An 18,392-nucleotide genomic window follows, 5' to 3' on the forward strand; every position below is an offset into this window, starting at 1 on the left:
CCGCCGATGCAGCCGGGCTGGATCGACAGCCCGCACCGCTTCGCCGAGCTGGGGAACCTGGAGCTGGAAAGCGGCGAGGCAATCCGCGGATTCGTGCAATCCTATGTGACACACGGCCGGCTGAACGCTGCGCGCGACAACGCGGTCCTGGTTTGCATTTCGCTTGCCGGCAATCATCATCGCCTCGACTTCCTGATCGGGCCGGGCAGGGCGCTCGACACCGAGCGCTATTGCGTGGTGTGCGCGGATCCGATCGGCAGCGGGATGTCGACTTCGCCGTCGAACAGCCCGTTCCAGCCGCGGATGCGCTTTCCGAAGTTCTCGATCCGGGACATGGTACATGCGCAGCACAGACTGTTGACGGAAGTGCTTGGCGTTGACCGGCTCGTGGCGGTGGTCGGGGCGTCGATGGGCGGGATGCAGGCGCTGCAGTGGTCGGTGAGCCACCCCGGTTTCATGCGCTGCGTTGTGGCCATGACACCGATGGCGAAGACCGCGCCGTGGGCGGGGATGGTGGTGCACACCGCGCGGCTCTGCCTGATGGCGGATCCCGCATGGACTGCCGACGGGTTCCGGGAAGTTCCCACGCGCGGCTGGCAAGCCTATACGGGCCTGATGAGCGCACTGCTTTCCCGCACGCCGGCTGCCGTCGCCGAATTCGCTCCCGATCCTGCGGCGGCTGCCGCTTGGTTCGAGAAACTGGTCGCGTACAACGCGACGGTGGGCTTCGATGCGCACGACTATCTTTATCAGTCGTGGGCCTACGAAGCGCACGATGTCGGCGCGAGTCCCGGAATACAGGGCGGAACGGAGGGTGCACTTAGATCGATCCAGGCGAGAACCCTGGTGCTCGCGCCGCCGCTGGACCTGTTCAACCCGGAGGAGTCCGCCCGTTGGGCCGCGCAGCGTATCCCCGGAGCCAGCTTCGTCGAGATTCCTTCGGTGCAGGGGCATCAGGCGGCGACTTCGACCCGGGCCGAGGACGCTGCTTTCCTGAACCGCGTTATCGGGGAATATATCGGTGGATGAGAGAACAAGGCTCTCACCCCTAAGGACGCCGAGGACGCGGACGAAATGCGAAACGCGGAATTGGCTCTTCCGGAGTACACGGATGACAGGTCGAGGAGGAACGGACCGGACCCGCCCTGCACCTGGATCGCCAGTACAGGAAAAATCCGACAGCAGGCGTGTGCCGAAGGCGCGCCGCGAGCAATCGCGTTTGGCTTTCCCTCGCTGTTACCCTATCCTGTTGCGCGTTTTTTTCCGAGTTGCTGTTTACCTCTGCGTCCTTCGCGTCCTCCGCGGTGAGAGCTTGATAATGAGAAAGGAGAAAACATGATCGTCGATCATCGCACCTACTGGGTGAAGCCGGGCAGGCTCAACGAATTCCTGAAGCTGTACGAAAAGGAGATGCTGCCCATCCAGCTCAAGCACCTCGGCCATTGTGTGGGCTGGTACGTCAGTAACGACATCGGACCGCTGTCGCAGGTCGTGCACATGTGGGCATACAAGGATCTCGCCGACCGGGATGCGCGGCGAGCCAGGATGATGCAGGACCCCGGCGCGGCCGCTTACCTGGAGAAGGCGCTCCCGCTGCTCGACCGGATGGAAAACAAGATCCTGCGGCCCACGTCCTTCTTCACGGTGCCGGAAATGAAGGGATGAGGTAAGGCAGCCACAATATGAAGACGAGAACGAGCGTCGCAATGATCGCCCTGTTGACCGCGAGCGGGCTGACGCTCGCACACCATGGGCGCGTGCAGGAGCACTTGCTCGAGGCCGAGGTTACGAGTTTCGGCCGCTACGCCGAGACCGGCGGCGGTTTCATCCGCACCGCGGGTCATGCGCGGGTGCGCGGCCAGGACCGGTTGCTCGAGGCGACGCTGGAGATCCCGCTTCGCATCGGGGAACGCTTCGGCTTTTGCTTCGAAGTGAGCGGCTTTCTGGAGGACGGGGAGGCGGATCTGCAGAAGATCGTCACCCACCCCGTGGTGAAGAGAGCCGGCCGAAGCGTGGACGGTTTCATCCAGGAAGTCGAACTCGCGGTCGCAAACGGGAAGGCCTCGGGCTGTATCGGCCACGTGCTCGACGCCGAGCAGGAACTCATCCCCGGCCGCTGGACCATTGCGCTGGGCGCGGGCGAGACGATGCTGGCGGAGCGCTCGTTCGAACTGCGCTAGAGTTCGATCTCGACCCGGTTCTTGCCCGCCTTCTTGGCGCGATACATCGCATCGTCGGCGCGCTTGAGCAGTGTGTGGACGTTGTCGGCGAGCCGCAAGAAGGCAATCCCCACGCTGACCGTAGGACGTCGTTGAGCGCCCGCGGTGGGGACCGGCAGCATCTCGAACGCGCGCCGGATGCGTTCGCCGATCTCGGCCGCCGACTGCGGGCTGCAGTCCGGCAGGATCACCGCGAACTCTTCCCCGCCGATCCGGAAGCATTGGTCGGCTTTGCGCACCGCGCGCTTCAGGGCTTCCCCGGCAGCCTGAAGAACGCGATCGCCCGCCGGGTGACCCAGCGTGTCGTTGTAGCGCTTGAAATCGTCGATATCGGCGATCGCCAGCGCCAGGAGGTGCCCGGATGACTTGGCCGCGGACAACAGCCCGGAGAGCGCGGTGTCGAAGTGGCGCCGATTGAACAGGCGGGTCAGCTCGTCGCGCTGACTCCAGCTCTGAAACACGTCCTTTTCCTGCCGCAGCCGCAGCATCGCCCATTGGTGCTCGCGGCCCCAGAAGTAGAGCCCGATGCCAACCAGGAGCGTACCTGCCGGGATGCCGACGTTCTCCAGCGCCAGCCACCGGCCGGTCGTGAACAGCTCGTCGAGCATGTCTTCCACCGCACCGAACGCAAGCAGGGCGAAACCGCCGAGAAGCGGCACTGCGATGCGCGCTTTGAGGTCGAGGCGCGCCGTGATCGTGAGCCAGACCAGCACCATGACCAGATAGAGGCCCTCGCTCGCAAAGTCGCCGAAGGCGACTCTGTCCCGCGAAACGGGCGGAGCCGAAAGCATGATCGCCAGTACCAGCAGCGCGCAGCCGGCTGCGACGACCCAAGGCAGGAGGCGAGTGAAGCGCATGAGGTCTCCGTCCGATGTTCGCCGAGTAGCAGGAACCTTGCCGGGTGTCGCGTAGCGGCACGACAAACCCATCGCCGCCCCGGCGCGAAGCAGCCGTATCTTCCGGCAGCGGGCAGTTTATCGCTGCCCGCACGGTGCAACGGGCACAACGCTGCCCCCTAGGGATGCCGGCATGACGGGCCAAACGTTTCGATCGATCCAGGCCCCGTTCAGGAAGCGCCACCGCGACGACCCTCAAGTCGCGCTCTTCTCGCCCAAGCCGGGCGGCTGGACACGGATGCTTCCGAGGAACAGTTGGGCTCGCTGCTGCGGCTGGCCAAGCGGTGCCGCGTCGTGCGCCAGACCCGCCCGCGACAGTCCGCGCATCGACCTGTCGTTCGTGCGCGACGCTCGTTGGCAGAGCCGCGGGCTGTTTCTGCAGGTGATTGAATCGGTTCTCTTTTCGGGTCCGATCCTTGCATCGAGCAGAGCATGCCGCTGGAATTGGCCAATAGCGAACTAAGCCCGGGGGACATTCCTTCCTTCAAGGAGCCGTGGTCGCGAATCGAACCCTTCGCACTCACCTTCGACGGCTACAAGTACTGGGGTTCGATCGACAAATGCGCGCAGATCGCGGCCAAGACTCCGGGCACGTTGACCGAGTTGCGTACCTGCCTTTTCTTCGAAGCCCGGCGCTGGAAGCATCTCGGCAAGATGCCCGACCCTGTCTCCATGAAGCGCATCCGCGCGCTGGTCTACGCCATCGCGCAAAAGGTCCGCGCGGGCGATCTGCGCTGAATCACCTCGCGGACCGCAGGCGCGAGCTGCCGCGTCCCCGACGCGATCGATCAAGACCCGACACGAGACGGCGGGCGGAACGGGGTGCGGATGGTCTTGCCCGGCAGCGCAGTTGCATGCGCTGCGCCACCACGGTTCCTGCGCCGGCGTAGAAAACAAAGAGCCGGCGCGAAAAGGCGCCGGCTTCATGCCCGGACTTTGTAAGCGATCAGTAAGCCGCGACCGGATTGCCCGGCGAGCCGGTGGCGCCCACCAGCTTGAGCGGCGCCCAGGCGAACAGGAACTCGTAGGCCTTGTCGGCGGAGAGGTCGTCGAGGTCCAGGTTCTCGAAGTTGGAGATGCCGCGGCGAACCACCAGATTCATGTGGCAGTAGGCAAACGACTCGGGCATGCCCTTGGAAAAGTCATAGGGCTCCAAGCCCCAGGTGTCGGACCCGATCATCGAGATCCTCTTCGAGGCGAGATGGTCGCACACCTCCGGCGAGACGCCGGGCTCGCCCGAGCCGAACTCGGCGTTGTCCTTCATCAACTGCTCGTCGCTCTTGACCTTCTCGCCCGCTGGCCGGCCGAGGTGATTGGTCTTCCACAGGCTGTTCCAGCCGGTGCGGAACAGCACTACGTCGCCTTGCGTTGCATCGCCGATGCCCTGACGCGAAAGCGCGGCGCGATAGTCTTCCATGGTGATCGCATAGCCCTTGGGCAGGCGCTGCACGCCCTTCAGCGCGGCCACGTCGATCAGGATGCCGCGGGTGAAGAAACCTCCGGCTTTCTCGGTGCCAAGCTTCTTGAAGCCCCGCGCTGTACCGACTTCCTGCGAGATATGGCCGTTGTAGAAGTAGTCGCCGTCCTTCCAGCCCGGCACGCCCTTGATGCGGATGGTCGGGTGGGCAAGCCCGTCCCATTGCGTGCCGACCTGGCCGATCTCGGCGGTCACCAGCTCGTCATAGAAGGTCTGGTCGAAGTTGTCGCCCGGCCAGTTGAGCGGGCCGTGGGTCGTGGTGCCCCCGCTCGGAATGCTGAGCGCGAAAGTGCGCCCGGGAACGAGCGGCATGTGGTTGCTGTATGGGTGGCCGAGCAGCGCCATCTTCCCGCGCTTGACCAGCTTGGCGGCCGCGATGCGCTTTTGCTCGGTGATGTACTTGGCACCGCCCATTTCATCGTCTGCGCCCAGTTCGCTGGGCCACCACTTCTCGTCCACCGGATTGTTTCCCGCCAGGACGCCACCCGCGCCGAAAGCGACCGCAATCGCCAGCGCCAGTTCGAGCTTCTTCATTCGTTTCTCCCCCTGTGAGTTCGTTGCTTCAGGATTGGACCGGGATACGCCGGCAGCGCCGGCTCCCTTTATCGTTCTAGTCGCTGGCCCGGAAAGTTCAAGGATGATCGGTCGCCGCAAGCCGCTCCCAGTCGTGTCGCGACGCAGCAAGCCGATCGATCGGCCACACCGCAGCCGTGGCCGGCGCTTGCGCGCAGGAACCGCGTGGCCTAGGCTCGACCTAACGAATAGCGACCACCTGCCCCGACACCCGGAACAAGCATGCGATCAGCATTTGTGTTGACCTGGATGGCGTTGGCCATACTCCCCGCGTCCGCGCAGGACGACTACACGATCGAGTCCCTGGCGGCCATCGCCGATCATCACCGGGCGCAGTTCGACTCGGAATCCATTCGCAGGCAAGGCGACTTCGCGCGCTTCGAGGTGCGCGTGACCTGGAAGGATCCCGAGCAGCGTCCGACCGGAGCACCCGCGAGCCGCGTGGTGCGTTTTCTGGCCGATTGCGCGCAAGGCCTCCTGGCCCTGGCTGCGGTCTCCCTTTACGACGAATCCGGACGACTGCTCAAGAACGCGATCGTGCCGCCGGGCAGCTGGGAGTACTCGAAGCCGGAGGCGGGTTCGCGCGAGGCCCGCTGGCTGCAATCGGCGTGCGGATAGGACACGGATCGATCGAGGAGGAAGCCATGCGTCTCGGAGGTTTCAGCGTGGTCGCGTTCGGATGCTGCATTCCACTGGCTGGAGGCGCGGCGGATCTGCGCTTCATCAATCCCGATGGCCTGTTCAAGCCTTCCACCTTCACCCAGGTCGTGATCGCCGAAGGCGGCAAGACCGTCCACATCAGCGGTCAGACCGCGCGGGACGACCAGTCCAACGTGGTGGGCGCGGGCGACGTGAAGAGGCAGGCCGAGCAGGTGTTCGAGAACCTTCGCCTCGCGGTGCAGGCGGCGGGCGCCTCGATGGCGGACGTTGCCAAGATCACGACCTTCGTCGTCAATCTCAAGCCGGAGGACCGCGTATGGATCGGCGAGATGGTGAAGAAGAACTTCCCGAAGCCTCCGGCGCACACCCTGGTCGGCGTGCAGGCACTCGCCGCTCCCGAGCTGCTGATCGAAATCGAGGCGTTGGCCGTGGTGGACTGACTCGATACGCACGCTCAGCAGGCAGATGCGGGGCAGCTTCAGCCAACGGTATGCGCTCGATCTCGGCATCGATGGGCCCGGCGCCCTTCGAGGCACGTTCCCGAATCCGGCCGGAGGGCTCAATCTCGCGCTGGTCGTCACGGCGCTGCTCCTCGGTCTGATCGTGGACCGGTATGGAGGGCTGACCGGCCAGCTTGCGGCCAGCGTGTGGATGTGGGCCGTTTTCTTCCGCCTCCTCGGCACCAGTCCCCGCGGATGGCGCCTTCCCTTCTACGCTTGCCTGATCTGGAGTGCGGCGGGCGAGATCTTTCTCTCCCTGGTCTGGGGTCTGTACACCTATCGGCTGGAGAACATCCCCTTCTTCGTTCCGCCGGGGCACGTGCTCGTGCTGTGGCTCGGACTGACGGCCGCCTCGCGAGCCCCCAGATGGTTCGTTGCCGCGGTTCCGGCGATCGCGGCGCTCTATGCGCTGGCGGCATGGTGGTGCCGCTTCGACACGTTCAGCATCCTGCTCACCGGAATGTTTCTCCTGTGCATGTTCAGGCACGAAGGGCGGGTTCTTTACGCCGTCATGTTCGTTCTCTCGCTCCTGATGGAACTCTATGGCACGTGGATGGGCAACTGGGTATGGCACCGCGAGGTGCCGTACTTCGGCCTGACCAGCCTCAATCCGCCGCTTGCGGTCGGCGCCTTCTACTGCGTGCTCGACGTTCTGGTCGGGATGACGGCGCGCGGCCTAACCGGCCGGCCGCGGGCCTTCGCGGCGCAGTTGGCGGTCAGCGCATCGGGTGTGCGCTGAACCCAGACCGCTTGCTCTGGCCGCAAGCGCGGTCCCCGCACCCGACCGGCACAGTAGCGCGGAAAGCGCGGCAGACGCCCAGCGTGTGCAGAAGGTTTCGCCATAACAGCAGGAAGGAGACCGCCGCAGCCAGCGCTGCGGCGTGGGCGAACGGCTGCGGCCAGATCGCGGCGGCGATGAGCAGCGCCAGCGCCGTGCAGTGTGCCATCCCTTGCTGCGCACACCAGCGGTCCGGCAGGATCCTCTTGAGGGTGGGAGGTATGGCGGTACCTCGGGCCGCCGCCTGCATGTGCAGCCAGGCAAGGAACGGGGCGATGCGACAGAGCATCCCATTCACCACGGAGACGGCGAATCCGAAGATCGCGAGCGTTCCGAGCAGCGGGTCGTAGCTGCGCCACTGCGCGAGCGGCCAGATCCGCGCCGCAAACCACAGTGTGCTCGCAACGAGCAGGCACCACATCCCGGCGCGCCAGAGCTGCAGCGTGGGATCGGCTGCGCGCCTGCGCCGTCGCGATTGCAGGACCAGCGTGTACAGGGCAAAGGCTGCAACCGAGAGCGCGAGCACGGTCTGGGCCGCCAGCGACCAGAGGGGTCCCCCCGCAATCATCGCCGCGGCCGCCGCTGCGAGCCCGAAGAACGTGATCCAGCAGAAAGCCCGTACCGCGCGCACCGAGTACTCCGGCGTGGTCTGGAACATGGGCACGACCTGGGTCGCCACGCCCGCCACCAGCAGCAACACCCAGCCGATGAGCCCCCACTGCAGATGCAGATTCGTCAGCTTCTCGAGCGGCATCGGCCAACCGAGCGCGAGCGCCAGGGCGAGCGTTGCCCCGAGCATCGTGGCGACGAACAGCGCGACGAGCGCGAGGCGCGCCGCGGTCACGACCGGCCCCGCCGACTTGGCTCTGCGCAGAGCGAGCAGGCACGCCGCGATTGCCATGCCGAATCCGGCGGCAAGCGCGGCCGCCCCCGTTGCGAGCAACCACGGCCGCAGCGCCAGGAATCCGCCCGCCAGCAGCGTCGCGCCGGCCGCGAGCGCGCCATGCACCCACGCAGCGGTGGTCGATCCGCCCGGAAGCCGCGCGCCGGCCACGACTGCCAGCACCTGGACGAGCGCGCCCATCATCACCATGGCCAGAAAACCGATGGTCAGAAGATGCGTGATCGCGAGCAGCGCCGGCGTCCAGCGTGAAACGAATGCATCCGGCCCGGCCCAAAGCAGCACGAGGCAGGCTGCCAGACCGAAAGGCGGCGCGCTGACAAAAAAGCGAAATGGAACCCACAGCGGCGGCGCTTGGCCGAAGGAGAGCGAGGCGGATCTCACGGTCGCCGCCAGATCAGAACTTCGAACCAGCCTTGCTCGTTCAGCTCGGTCCTGTAGCCGTACTGGTTCTCGCGCAGAATGCGGTACAGCGGCCGCGGCTCGCGGTCGATCAGCATGAGCACCTGCTCATCCGTGCCGAGCCGGGCGATCGCGCTCAGCACGCGTTCCAATGGTTCGGGCGGCTCCAGCCCGCGGCAGTCGAGCACTCTGGGCGGCTGCATGCGTGGTTCAGTCTTCGACGGCCAGATCTTCCAGCTCCGCCCGCAATGCCTCGCTGCGCTCGCCGAGCGCTTCGTCCATCATCGGATAGAGCGCCTGCTCCTCCTTTATGTTGTGCTGCCGGAGCATGATGGCGAGCGTGTCGGAAAGCTCCAGGTAGGCCGCGGCATCGCGTCGTTCGAGCGTCTTCGCCAGGTCCAGCACCAGGTCGCGCATGTGCAGATGCTCGATGGACATGACCCGCGTCGGACCCATCTCCCCGCCGGTTTCTTCCTCGAAGGCGGGAAACAGGATCGTCTCCTCGGCCTCGAAGTGCCGTTCCAGCGCGCCACGGAACCGCGCGAAATGCGCCGCGCCGACCGTCCAGTCGCCCTGCGCGATCGCGGTCTCGGCATCCGCGAAGTGACGGTCGCAGGCACGGTGCATCTGCGTCATGAAATCACCGATCGCCATCCTCCGCTCCGGGCCGCCGCGAACACGCCCCATTCTGGAGACGGCGAACCGGCGCCTTCCTTGATCCGTATCAACGAGGCGCGGATGCGAGGCGCGCGAAGAACCAGACGCTCGCGAGCAAGGTCAGGGTGGCGGCGATGCTCAGCGTCATGCCCATCGACAGGGACGCCACCGCTCCGCTCGCCGCCGGTGCGGCCAGCGCCAACGAGATGGCGAATGCTGTGACCGCGCAGCCGGCGAGCAGCGCCCGGCCGTGCCGCGGGGCTGGGGATGCAGATCGGTTGCGCAGATACAGCCACCACCCGATCGCCGCCATGGCGTTGCCCGCGATCACATTGCCCAGCGTGACCGCCGGTGCGTAGCTGTCGCGCGCGGCGGCGCCGAGAACCGCGAGAAACGCAGTGAGCACGATCAACGCGAGGGCGAGCCAGCGTGTCTCCTGTCCAGCCTCGCGGCGCAGCCAGCCAAGTGCCGCAATCAGCAGCACGACCACGGCGACAACCGACGCCGAGAGCCGGTGCGCGGCTCTCGCGATCGTGCGCGCCAGACTTGGCACGCTCCGCGTCGCACACTCGGGCCGGAATGCGCAGTCACCCGCCGCGGCCGAGAGCCGCAGGTAGGCGCTGCTCGCCAGGATGGCGAATACCAGGGCGGTGGCGAGCAGAGCCAGTCTCGCGATCAGCGGCGAGGGCATGTTTCGCAAACGTTTGTTATCACCAAGGCACCGGCAAAACAAAGGCGGCGATTCTTCTTGATCTTCCCGATGTCCTCGCGCCTCGTTGTTCTAGAACCTATCTCAAAATCCCCGGCGGCCGCGGCGGGGTTGCCGGGGATGCAGCGCGAGGCGCGGCGAGGGGACCATTGGCCAGAGCCAAGGACCCGAGCCGCAACGACGCGCTGCGCCCCAAGTGACCCCGCCCCGAAGGGTTGCGACGATAAGCGGCCGTCTGCGTCGTTGGCGCGCTCGGTCGTAGGCTCAGCTACTGTCCTTCGCGCGCCGCCTCGCATCCGACCGCTTCTCGTCGCAACGCGACCGCCGGGGGTTTTGAGATAGGTTCTAGCCTTTGCGCAGCGCGTGGGCAAACCAGAGACTGGCGCCGAAGACGAGCACTGCACCGCCCTGATGCGCGGCGGCCAGCGGCACCGGGACGACGAGCAGCAGCGTGCCGATGCCGAGCGCCACCTGGAGCGCGAGCAGAACGAGCAGGGTATTGGCGGCCAGCCGGGCACGATGCGGGAGCGCCGCCCGTCGCGACGCAAACCACAGCGCGGGCACCAGAAGGATGAGCAGCCAGGCGATCAGCCGGTGGTTGAACTGCACTGTTGCCATGTTGTTGAACAGATTCGCCCACCAGGGCTCCAGCATGAAGATCTCCGGCGGCACGAAGTGCCCGTTCATCAGCGGAAAGGTGTTGTAGGCATGTCCGGCGCGGATGCCCGCGACGAAGCCGCCGGAGAGCACCATCAGGAAGATCAGCGCCGTGAGTCCTGAGGCATGGCGCGCGAGCCTGCGCCGCGCGGGTGTGAGTACGGCGCGCGCCGGACAGAGCAGGTCGAGGGCGGTCCAGAGCATCGCCCCGAAGATCAGGAAGGCGAGCCCTAGGTGCGCCACGAGGCGGTACTGGCTGACCCGCGGGTCGTCGACCAGTCCGCTCATCACCATGTACCAGCCCATCCCGCCCTGCAGAGCGCCCAGAATGAAAATGCCTCCCAGCTTCCAAGCGAGCGGCCGCTCTATCCTTCGGCGCGCGAGAAACCAGACAAAAGGCACGAAGAACACCACCCCGATGGCGCGCCCCAGCAACCGGTGGATGTACTCCCACCAGAAGATTCCCTTGAACTCGTCGAGCGACATGTCCCTGTTGACCTTGCGGTACTGAGGCGTGGCCTGGTATTCCTCGAACAGCTCCTCCCAGTCCGATTGCGAAAGCGGCGGGATGGTCCCGACCAGCGGTTCCCACTCCACGATGGACAGTCCGGACCCGGTCAGGCGGGTCACGCCCCCCACTACCACCATCGCGAACACCAGCGCGCAGCAGGCGAGCAGCCAGGCCGCGATTTGACGGCGATCAAACTCGGTCATTGTCCGGCTCCGATAGGCCAGGCGAGGTCGCATTCTATTCAGACACTTGCGCCGATGACAGCCCCGGTCCCGATGTCGGACGTTTCTTGATTCCGATCAATTCTTTTGGCTATCCGTCCGCGTAGCCTGCTAGCCACAGTGCCCGAAAGGGCGGACGAATCTCGCCGTCGCGTAGAGGAGACCGACCATGACCGATTCCACCAGAGCCACCTCGGCAGGGGGAGAAGAGTCCGGCCAGGAGCGGGTGCCCGTGATGCAGCAGATCCTGGACAACCCGTTCCTGCTGCTCTTCTTCGGCATCGCCATCCCGACCGTTTTCTACATCGTCTGGGGCGTGATGGAGATCGTCACGATCCCGATCGCCAAGTGAGCAACCGCAGCCTCGGGGAGGATCGCACATGAGCGCCATTCTGCCGCCGCCCAGCCGGGTCTGGTGGAAACAGCCGCTGGACCGCGTCGAGGGCACCTGGATCGCGATCGCGTTCCTGTGGTGCCTGGTCATGTTCTTCATGATGCCGTACTGGCACGTGTTCGGAAAACAGAATCTGTCCAGCGAGGCCTACCGCACCACACCCGAGGCGTACAGCGCCAAGGCCCAGGCGATGGTAGACAAGTACACGGTGCGCACCGAGACCGAGCAGCAGATCCCGGTGGTGCATCCCCCCGCGGGCAGCGACGTCTACCTGATCGCGCGGCTGTGGTCGTGGTGGCCGATCCTCGAGCTGGAGAAGGGGCAGACCTACCGGCTGCACCTGTCGTCGATGGATTACATGCACACGTTCTCGTTGCAACCGGAGAACATGAACATCCAGGTGATCCCCGGTTACGAAGGCGTGTACACCGTGACGCCCACGCGCGCCGGCAAATACTCGGTGCTGTGCAACGAGTACTGCGGCATCGGCCATCACACGATGGTCTCCAATCTGTACGTCGTCGACAAGCCATAGCAGGGAGGGCAGATGGCCACCGTTTCCTTGTACCGAACCTGTCCGGACACCGGGCTGCAGTTCCACAAGTCCGCCGAGACGCTGATGAAGGCGCACGCGGTCGCGGCTGTGGTGTGGCTGCTCATCGGCGGGGTGCTCGCGCTGCTGGTCACGCTCACGCGCTGGCCGGCGGTGCGCCTGCTGGCCGCCGACCAGTTCTACATGACGCTCACCGCGCACGGCATCGACATGCTCATCTTCTGGATCATCTTTTTCGAGATCGCGGTGCTGTACTTCTGCTCCTCCACCCTGCTGCGCAGCCGACTGGCCACGCCGCGCATCGCCTGGCTCGGGTTCGCCCTGATGCTGATCGGCTCGATCGTGACCAACGTCGCGGTCTTTCAGGGCGCCTCCAGCGTGATGATGACCTCCTACGCGCCGATGCCGGCCCAGCCGCATTTCTATCTCGGGCTGATCCTGTTCGCGGTCGGCGCGCTGATCGGCTGCTTCGTCTTCCTCGGCACCCTGGTCGTGGCGCGCGCCGAGCGCACCTACGAGGGATCCATCCCGCTGGTGACTTTCGGCGCGCTCACCGCCGCCATCATCGCGATCTTCACCATCGCCTCCGGAGCGATCATCCTGATTCCGACTTTCCTCTGGTCCGTGGGTTACATCAGCCACATCGACCCGCTGATGTACAAGACCGTGTGGTGGGCTTTCGGGCACTCCTCGCAGCAGATCAACGTTTCGGCGCACGTCGCCGTGTGGTATGCGATTGCGGCCATCGTGTTCGGCGCCAAGCCGATGTCGGAGAAGGTGAGTCGCAGCGCCTTCCTGCTCTACATCCTGTTCCTGCAACTGGCGAGCGCGCACCACGTCTTGGTCGATCCGGGCATCAGCTCCGAGTGGAAGGTCTTCAACACCAGCTACGCGATGTACCTCGCGGTGCTGGCCAGCATGGTGCACGGGCTCACCGTCCCCGGTTCGATCGAGGTGGCCCAGCGGCAGAAGGGCTACAACCGTGGCCTGTTCGAGTGGATCCGCAAGGCGCCGTGGGGCAACCCGGTGTTCTCGGGCATGTTCATCTCGCTTCTCGGTTTCGGCTTCCTGGGCGGAATTTCGGGCGTGATGATGGGAACCGAGCAACTGAACATCATCATCCACAACACCGTCTACGTGCCAGGCCACTTCCACGCGACTGTGGTGGTGGGCACCACGCTGGCGTTCATGTCACTGACCTACTTCCTCATCCCGGTGCTGTTTCGCCGCCAGATGATCCTGCCGGGGCTCGCGAAGTGGCAGCCGTACATCTTCGGTATCGGCATGGCGCTGGTGGCGTTGTTTTTGATGGGTGCAGGAACATTGGGCGTGTCGCGACGGCACTGGGATATGGCGTTCACCGGCGCGGTGATGCCCTACGAGTATCCGGGCACGGCTTACCTCATGATGGGCCTGATGGGTCTGTCGGGACTGCTGGCGATGGTGGGCGGGGCGATCTACATCTTCATCACGGTGGGATCGCTGTTGTGGGGCAAGCGTCTGGACGCGAAGGATGCCTACGGCGAGAAGATCAATCCGCTGCGCCTTCCGCCGGTGGCGGCCGCGATCGAGGGCCATGGCGGCCTCGGCATCCGCGGGTTCGCTGCGCCGGGCACCTTTGTCTTCGCGCTGGTGTTCCTGGTGGCGTTCGTCCTGTACTACTTCGTCAACTGGAAGTACCTGTCCCAGGTGTGGCTGATCGGCTGAGCCGGGGCGGAGGATCGGACGGGAGACGACTGTGAGAGCGGTGTTCGGTCTGTTCAAGCTGCGGATCGGCGTCGTCATCACCTGGACCGCGCTGGCCGCGGTATCGATGACCGCGGGACCGGCGCTGTCGGCGTGGCAGATGCTCGTGCTCGGGCTGTCGGTGCTGGTGGCCTCCGCGTCGGCCGGGGCGTTCAATCAGTACGTGGAGCACGATCTCGACCGGCGCATGTCGCGCACTCGCGACCGGCCGTTCGTGACCGGGCAACTGGTGCACGACGCGCGCTGGATGTGGGTGATCATGGCGTTGCTGGCCGCTTCGGTCGCCGCCGCGGCCTATGCGTTGAATGCGCTCACCGCGCTCTATGTCTTTCTCGGCGCCTTCTTCTACGCGATCGTCTATACCGTGTGGCTCAAGCGCCGCACGTGGCTCAACATCGTGATCGGCGGGCTCGCGGGCAGCTTCGCGGTGCTCGCCGGCGCCGCGGCGGCGGGCGACGCCTTGGATCCGCAACCGCTGCTGCTCGCGATCGTGCTCTTCCTGTGGACGCCATCGCACTTCTGGAGCCTGGCGATCGCCTACCGCGAAGACTACGTCGCGGCCGGCGTGCCGATGCTTCCGGCGGTGATCGGCAATGTGCGCAGCGCGCGCGTGATCTTCGGAAACACCGCCGCGCTCGTCGCCGTCTCCCTGCTACCGGTGTTCTACGGCGCCGGCTGGATCTACTTCGCCGGCGCGGCGCTGGGCGGCGGCTGGTTCCTGTACAAGAGCTACCGGCTGATGCGCAATCCCTATCGGCGCGAGGCGATGAAGGCGTTCTTCGCTTCGCTCGCCCAGCTCGCGCTGCTGCTTTCCGCCGCCATGCTAGAAGCCGCGCTTCGCTGAGGACTCATGCGCTCACCGCGGAGGACGCGGGGAAATGCAGACCGGAGATTCACCACAAAGACCCAAAGAGAGCAAAGGTCACGAAGGAAACAACAAGAAGTCTTCGTGCTCCTTTGTGTCTTGGTGCCTTCGTGCCCTGCCTTCGGAGTGCCCTCAGTGTTCGGCTATCTCGACATGGCCTGGCGTTCATTGATCGCTGTGGTGCTGGCGGCGATGCCGGCGCTGGCGGCGGCGCAGGCCACGGCGCCGGACACGGACCAGGCGCTTGCGCTGAGCCAGGCGGCGATCGGCGCGCAGGTCGACGACTACGCGCTCGTGCGCAGCGACGGTGGCAGCGTGCGCCTGTCGGAGTTCAGGGGCAAACCACTGCTCGTGCAGTTCATCTACACCGGATGCTTCCAGGCCTGCCCGGTGTCGGTGAGGTACCTGCAGCGCGCGGTCGCCACGGCGCGCGCGGCGCTCGGGCCGGATGCGTTCTCCGTTCTCACCGTAGGCTTCAACCAGCCATTCGACACCCCGCAGGCGATGGCGGCGTTCGCTCGCGAGCACGCAATCGAGGATCGGCGCTGGTACTTTCTCGCAACCGATACCCGGACCATTGCCGCTTTCACCCGCACCTTGGGCTTTACCTGGTATGCGACGCCCAAAGGCTTCGATCACGTCGCCCAAGTCACGGTGCTCGACGCGCGGGGCCGTGTCTATCGCCAGATCTACGGCGAGCGCTTCGAGGCGCCACTGCTGGTCGAGCCGCTCAAGCAGCTCATCACCGGCGCGCCGGTCGCGCAAGGAGACTGGCGCGCCTGGCTCGAGAAGGTGCGGCTGTTCTGCACGGTCTACGACCGTTCCAGCGGCCGCTACCGGCTCGATTATTCGCTGTTCATCGAGATCTTCGCCGGCCTGACCATCGCGAGCACCGTCATCTTCGGGTTGCTTCGCGAGTGGCGCCGCCAGCGCCGCTGATCTGAAAGCTCTCACCTCGGAGGACGCAGAGGAAAGGCAGGAGGCACAAAGAGACAAAGGAGACCGACACGAGGCTTGATTGCCGTTTCCTGCTTCGTGTTTCGCTTTTGAGGTGTGCTCCGCGTCCCCCGCGTCCTCTGCGGTGAGTGCTGAATCCGGTCTTCCCTGGGCTGGGCTTGATGCGAATCAAATGGGACCCGGGCATCCGCCGGTAGAGTGGTCCTGCGCGCGTTACGCGCGACCTATCGGCAGGCGAAGGAAGATGACTCCCGGCATTGCAGCGCCGCCCCGTCAGCAGGGGCGCAGCCGATGACCCGCGGCATGCAGAAGGCGGGGCAGTGGCTGTTCCTGCGCGTGGAAGCCGGCTTCAACGCCTTCTTCGGCCAGGCCCTCAATCCGCTCTATCACCTGGGCGCGATCGGCTTCTTCCTGTTCTGGATCGCGCTCGCGAGCGGCTTGTACCTGTACGCATTTTTCGACACGGGCGTGACGGAAGCCTACGACTCGGTGGAAAAACTCACGCGCCAGTGGTACCTGGGCGGACTGATGCGCAGCCTGCACCGCTACGCCTCCGACGGCATGGTGCTGGTGATGATGCTGCACATGCTCCGGCACTTCGTGTTCGGTCGCTACCGCGATTTCCGCTGGTTCTCGTGGGCCACCGGGGTCGTGCTGCTGTGGCTCACCTACGCCTCGGGCATCAACGGCTATATGCTGCCCTGGGACCGTCTCGGCCAGTTCGTGGCCACCGCCACCGGCGAATGGCTCGACTGGTTCCCCATCTTCGCCGGCGAGGCAGCGCGCAACTTCGCCTTCCGCGGCAGCGTCAACGATCGCCTGTTCTCCCTGCTTTCGTTCCTGCATATCGGCATACCGCTCGCTGTGCTGATCCTCGCCTGGGTGCATACCCAGCGCGTTCCGCGGGCGCGCATCAACCCGCCGCGCGCGATCTGGCTGCCGCTCGGGCTCGCGCTGGTCGTGCTCTCGCTCCTCAAGCCCGCGATGAGCCAGGGGCCGGCCGATCTCGCCGTGGTGCCCGCGACGCTGGCGCTCGACTGGTACTACCTGCCGCTCTATCCGCTGATCTACGAGTGGTCGCCCGGCGAAGTCTGGGCGCTGGCCTTCGGCGCGACGCTGCTGTTGTTTCTGGTGCCCTGGCTTCCGGCGCGCCGCGCGCGCGGCCATGAGCACCACGTCACCTTCCGTCCCGCCAATCTCTCCGCGACCGTGCGCGCGGGCGAGACGCTGCTGGAAGCCGGCTTGCGGCAGGGCATCGCGCTGCCTTACGACTGCCGTAACGGCGGCTGCGGCGTGTGCAAGGTGGCGATCGTGCACGGCCAGGTGGATCACGGTCCCTACCAGAAGTCGGTGCTTTCCGACGAGGAGCGGGCGCGTGGAATGGCGCTGTTGTGCTGCGCGATCCCTCTTTCCGATCTGGACATCGAAGTGGAAACGGCCGCCTTGCCGAAGCGGGTGTGGGAGGCGACCGTCGTGCGCATGCAACGCGCGGCGCCCGAGGTCATGCTGCTGTGGCTGAGGCTCGATGGGTCTGAGCGCATCGAGTATCGCGCCGGGCAGTACATCAACATCCTTCTTCAGGACGGTGCCCGGCGCGCGTACTCCTTCGCCACGGCGCCCGGCGCCTCGGATCTCATCGAACTGCACGTGCGGCGCATGCCCGGCGGGCGCTTCACCGGCTGGGTATTCGAGAAGATGCGGGTGGGCGACCGGCTGCGCTTCGAAGGACCGTTCGGAGCGTTCGTCCTCAACGAGGAAAGCCCGCGGCCGGTGATCTTCGTGGCCGGCGCCACCGGTTTCGCACCGGTGAAGAGCATGCTGGAAGACGCCTTCCGCAAGAACGTGCGCCGGCCGATGGTGCTCTACTGGGGCGTGCGCAGCCGGGAAGATCTCTACATGGCCGAACTTCCGGAACGCTGGGCACGCGAGCACCCGAACTTCAGCTTCGTGCCGGTGCTCTCCGAGCCGAAGCCCGAAGACCACTGGCGCGGCCGCACGGGCCTGGTGCACGAGGCGATCCTGCAGGACTTCCCGACGCTGAAGGGTTACGAAGTGTATGCCTGCGGCTCGATGCAGATGGTCGAGGCGGCGCATCCCGAGTTCATCGCGCGCGGGCTGTCCGAGGATGCCTGCTTTTCCGACGCCTTTACCCCCGCGCCGGAGCCGGCGGCAACGTGACCGGAGAATGACATGAACCCCATCGCCCGCGTCATCGGCCAGGTCGTGCTCTACGGGCTGTTCGCCGCCGCGCTCGGCTATTTCTCCACCTCGCCCAACTACACGCATCTGGCACCCGACCAGGCCCTGGTCAAGGTCAGCTTCACGCACACCGCGCAGCACATCGGCGCGTGCCGCCGGCGCAGCGACGAAGAGCTGGCGAAGCTGCCGCCCAACATGCGCATCCGCGAGGAATGCCCGCGCGAGCGTGCGCCCACGCGCATCGAGCTGGAAATGGACGGCGCGCTGCTCTACAGCGACGTGTTGCAGCCTTCTGGACTGTCTCGCGACGGCGCGACGTCGGTGTACCGGCGCTTTCCGGTCCCGGCCGGCCGCCACCGCTTCGAAGCCAGGTTGTCGGACATCGCGAGCGGTGAGTTCAATCACCAGCGCGAAGAGTCGCTCGAGCTCGCGCCTGCCCAAATCCTGCTGGTCGACTTCGACGCGCGGGGCGAGGGGCTGGTTTTCAGACGCTGACCATGACCGCCGTTGCTCCCAC

At 65.7% G+C, this 18,392-nt stretch carries 21 protein-coding genes and 1 pseudogene; 15 read left to right on the forward strand and 7 right to left on the reverse strand.

The annotated features are described in order from the left end of the window. The 3 genes from VNM24_04980 to VNM24_04990 form a co-directional block, all read left to right on the forward strand. On the forward strand, positions 1-1,029 hold a 1,029-nt coding region (locus VNM24_04980; protein HWQ37956.1), incomplete at its 5' end, for an alpha/beta fold hydrolase. Between the two features lie 306 nt (positions 1,030-1,335). Beyond that, positions 1,336-1,665: an NIPSNAP family protein gene (locus VNM24_04985; GenBank protein ID HWQ37957.1), complete on the forward strand. Its 330-nt coding sequence runs from the start codon at positions 1,336-1,338 to the stop codon at positions 1,663-1,665. Positions 1,666-1,706: 41 nt separating this feature from the next. After that, complete coding sequence (locus VNM24_04990; protein HWQ37958.1) at positions 1,707-2,180, forward strand: DUF3859 domain-containing protein; 474 nt, start codon at positions 1,707-1,709, stop codon at positions 2,178-2,180. Here the strand turns inward: VNM24_04990 and VNM24_04995 are convergent. After that, positions 2,177-3,076 carry a GGDEF domain-containing protein gene (locus tag VNM24_04995; protein HWQ37959.1) on the reverse strand — a complete coding sequence of 300 codons (900 nt, stop codon included), beginning with the start codon at positions 3,074-3,076 and terminating at the stop codon, positions 2,177-2,179. The genes VNM24_04990 and VNM24_04995 overlap by 4 nt on opposite strands. A gap of 471 nt (positions 3,077-3,547) precedes the next feature. On the opposite strand from VNM24_04995, the gene VNM24_05000 reads away from it, so the two are divergent. Further along, positions 3,548-3,853, forward strand: coding sequence for a hypothetical protein (locus VNM24_05000; GenBank protein HWQ37960.1), 306 nt, complete (start codon positions 3,548-3,550; stop codon positions 3,851-3,853). Between the two features lie 208 nt (positions 3,854-4,061). Here VNM24_05000 and VNM24_05005 read toward each other — a convergent pair whose 3' ends face one another. Beyond that, a complete protein-coding gene (locus VNM24_05005; GenBank protein ID HWQ37961.1) occupies positions 4,062-5,126 on the reverse strand; it encodes a cyclase family protein in 1,065 nt (354 codons plus the stop codon). Between the two features lie 261 nt (positions 5,127-5,387). Here VNM24_05005 and VNM24_05010 point away from each other — a divergent pair, with 261 nt between their 5' ends. The 3 genes from VNM24_05010 to VNM24_05020 are packed head-to-tail and all read left to right on the forward strand — an operon-like array spanning position 5,388 to position 7,064. Further along, positions 5,388-5,783 carry a surface-adhesin E family protein gene (locus VNM24_05010; protein HWQ37962.1) on the forward strand — a complete coding sequence of 132 codons (396 nt, stop codon included), beginning with the start codon at positions 5,388-5,390 and terminating at the stop codon, positions 5,781-5,783. A gap of 26 nt (positions 5,784-5,809) precedes the next feature. After that, positions 5,810-6,265 carry a RidA family protein gene (locus VNM24_05015; GenBank protein HWQ37963.1) on the forward strand — a complete coding sequence of 152 codons (456 nt, stop codon included), beginning with the start codon at positions 5,810-5,812 and terminating at the stop codon, positions 6,263-6,265. 25 nt (positions 6,266-6,290) lie between these two features. Next, a complete protein-coding gene (locus tag VNM24_05020) occupies positions 6,291-7,064 on the forward strand; it encodes a hypothetical protein (GenBank protein ID HWQ37964.1) in 774 nt (257 codons plus the stop codon). Here VNM24_05020 and VNM24_05025 read toward each other — a convergent pair. The 5 genes from VNM24_05025 to VNM24_05045 form a co-directional block, all read right to left on the reverse strand. After that, positions 7,042-8,388: a permease gene (locus VNM24_05025; GenBank protein ID HWQ37965.1), complete on the reverse strand. Its 1,347-nt coding sequence runs from the start codon at positions 8,386-8,388 to the stop codon at positions 7,042-7,044. The genes VNM24_05020 and VNM24_05025 overlap by 23 nt on opposite strands. Next, on the reverse strand, positions 8,385-8,609 hold the full coding sequence (locus VNM24_05030; protein HWQ37966.1) for a DUF2249 domain-containing protein: 225 nt from the start codon (positions 8,607-8,609) through the stop codon (positions 8,385-8,387). Before VNM24_05030 ends, VNM24_05025 begins: the two co-directional genes overlap by 4 nt. Positions 8,610-8,616: 7 nt before the next feature. Further along, positions 8,617-9,060: a hemerythrin domain-containing protein gene (locus VNM24_05035; protein HWQ37967.1), complete on the reverse strand. Its 444-nt coding sequence runs from the start codon at positions 9,058-9,060 to the stop codon at positions 8,617-8,619. 70 nt (positions 9,061-9,130) lie between these two features. Continuing rightward, positions 9,131-9,754: a hypothetical protein gene (locus VNM24_05040; protein HWQ37968.1), complete on the reverse strand. Its 624-nt coding sequence runs from the start codon at positions 9,752-9,754 to the stop codon at positions 9,131-9,133. A gap of 363 nt (positions 9,755-10,117) precedes the next feature. After that, on the reverse strand, positions 10,118-11,143 hold the full coding sequence (locus tag VNM24_05045) for a COX15/CtaA family protein (GenBank protein ID HWQ37969.1): 1,026 nt from the start codon (positions 11,141-11,143) through the stop codon (positions 10,118-10,120). Positions 11,144-11,330: 187 nt separating this feature from the next. Here VNM24_05045 and VNM24_05050 point away from each other — a divergent pair, with 187 nt between their 5' ends. The 8 genes and pseudogenes from VNM24_05050 (at position 11,331) to VNM24_05085 (ending at position 18,370) form a co-directional block, all read left to right on the forward strand. Continuing rightward, positions 11,331-11,513 carry a hypothetical protein gene (locus VNM24_05050; GenBank protein ID HWQ37970.1) on the forward strand — a complete coding sequence of 61 codons (183 nt, stop codon included), beginning with the start codon at positions 11,331-11,333 and terminating at the stop codon, positions 11,511-11,513. A gap of 28 nt (positions 11,514-11,541) precedes the next feature. Continuing rightward, entirely contained in the window at positions 11,542-12,090 is a 549-nt protein-coding gene (locus VNM24_05055; protein HWQ37971.1) for a cytochrome C oxidase subunit II, read from the forward strand. A gap of 12 nt (positions 12,091-12,102) precedes the next feature. Continuing rightward, the gene (locus VNM24_05060; protein ID HWQ37972.1) at positions 12,103-13,815 is read left to right on the forward strand and encodes a cbb3-type cytochrome c oxidase subunit I; all 1,713 of its coding nucleotides are present in this window, start codon (positions 12,103-12,105) and stop codon (positions 13,813-13,815) included. Between the two features lie 31 nt (positions 13,816-13,846). After that, entirely contained in the window at positions 13,847-14,698 is an 852-nt protein-coding gene (cyoE, locus tag VNM24_05065) for a heme o synthase (protein ID HWQ37973.1), read from the forward strand. 156 nt (positions 14,699-14,854) lie between these two features. Continuing rightward, positions 14,855-15,658: an SCO family protein gene (locus tag VNM24_05070; protein ID HWQ37974.1), complete on the forward strand. Its 804-nt coding sequence runs from the start codon at positions 14,855-14,857 to the stop codon at positions 15,656-15,658. Positions 15,659-15,979: 321 nt separating this feature from the next. Further along, a pseudogene (locus VNM24_05075) lies at positions 15,980-16,564 on the forward strand (cytochrome b N-terminal domain-containing protein). Between the two features lie 96 nt (positions 16,565-16,660). Continuing rightward, the gene (locus tag VNM24_05080) at positions 16,661-17,854 is read left to right on the forward strand and encodes a 2Fe-2S iron-sulfur cluster-binding protein (protein HWQ37975.1); all 1,194 of its coding nucleotides are present in this window, start codon (positions 16,661-16,663) and stop codon (positions 17,852-17,854) included. A gap of 12 nt (positions 17,855-17,866) precedes the next feature. After that, on the forward strand, positions 17,867-18,370 hold the full coding sequence (locus VNM24_05085) for a hypothetical protein (GenBank protein HWQ37976.1): 504 nt from the start codon (positions 17,867-17,869) through the stop codon (positions 18,368-18,370). The last annotated feature ends 22 nt before the right edge of the window (positions 18,371-18,392 follow it).

The organism is Burkholderiales bacterium (genome assembly GCA_035560005.1).
Taxonomy (GTDB): Bacteria; Pseudomonadota; Gammaproteobacteria; order Burkholderiales; family Eutrophovitaceae; genus DASRFY01.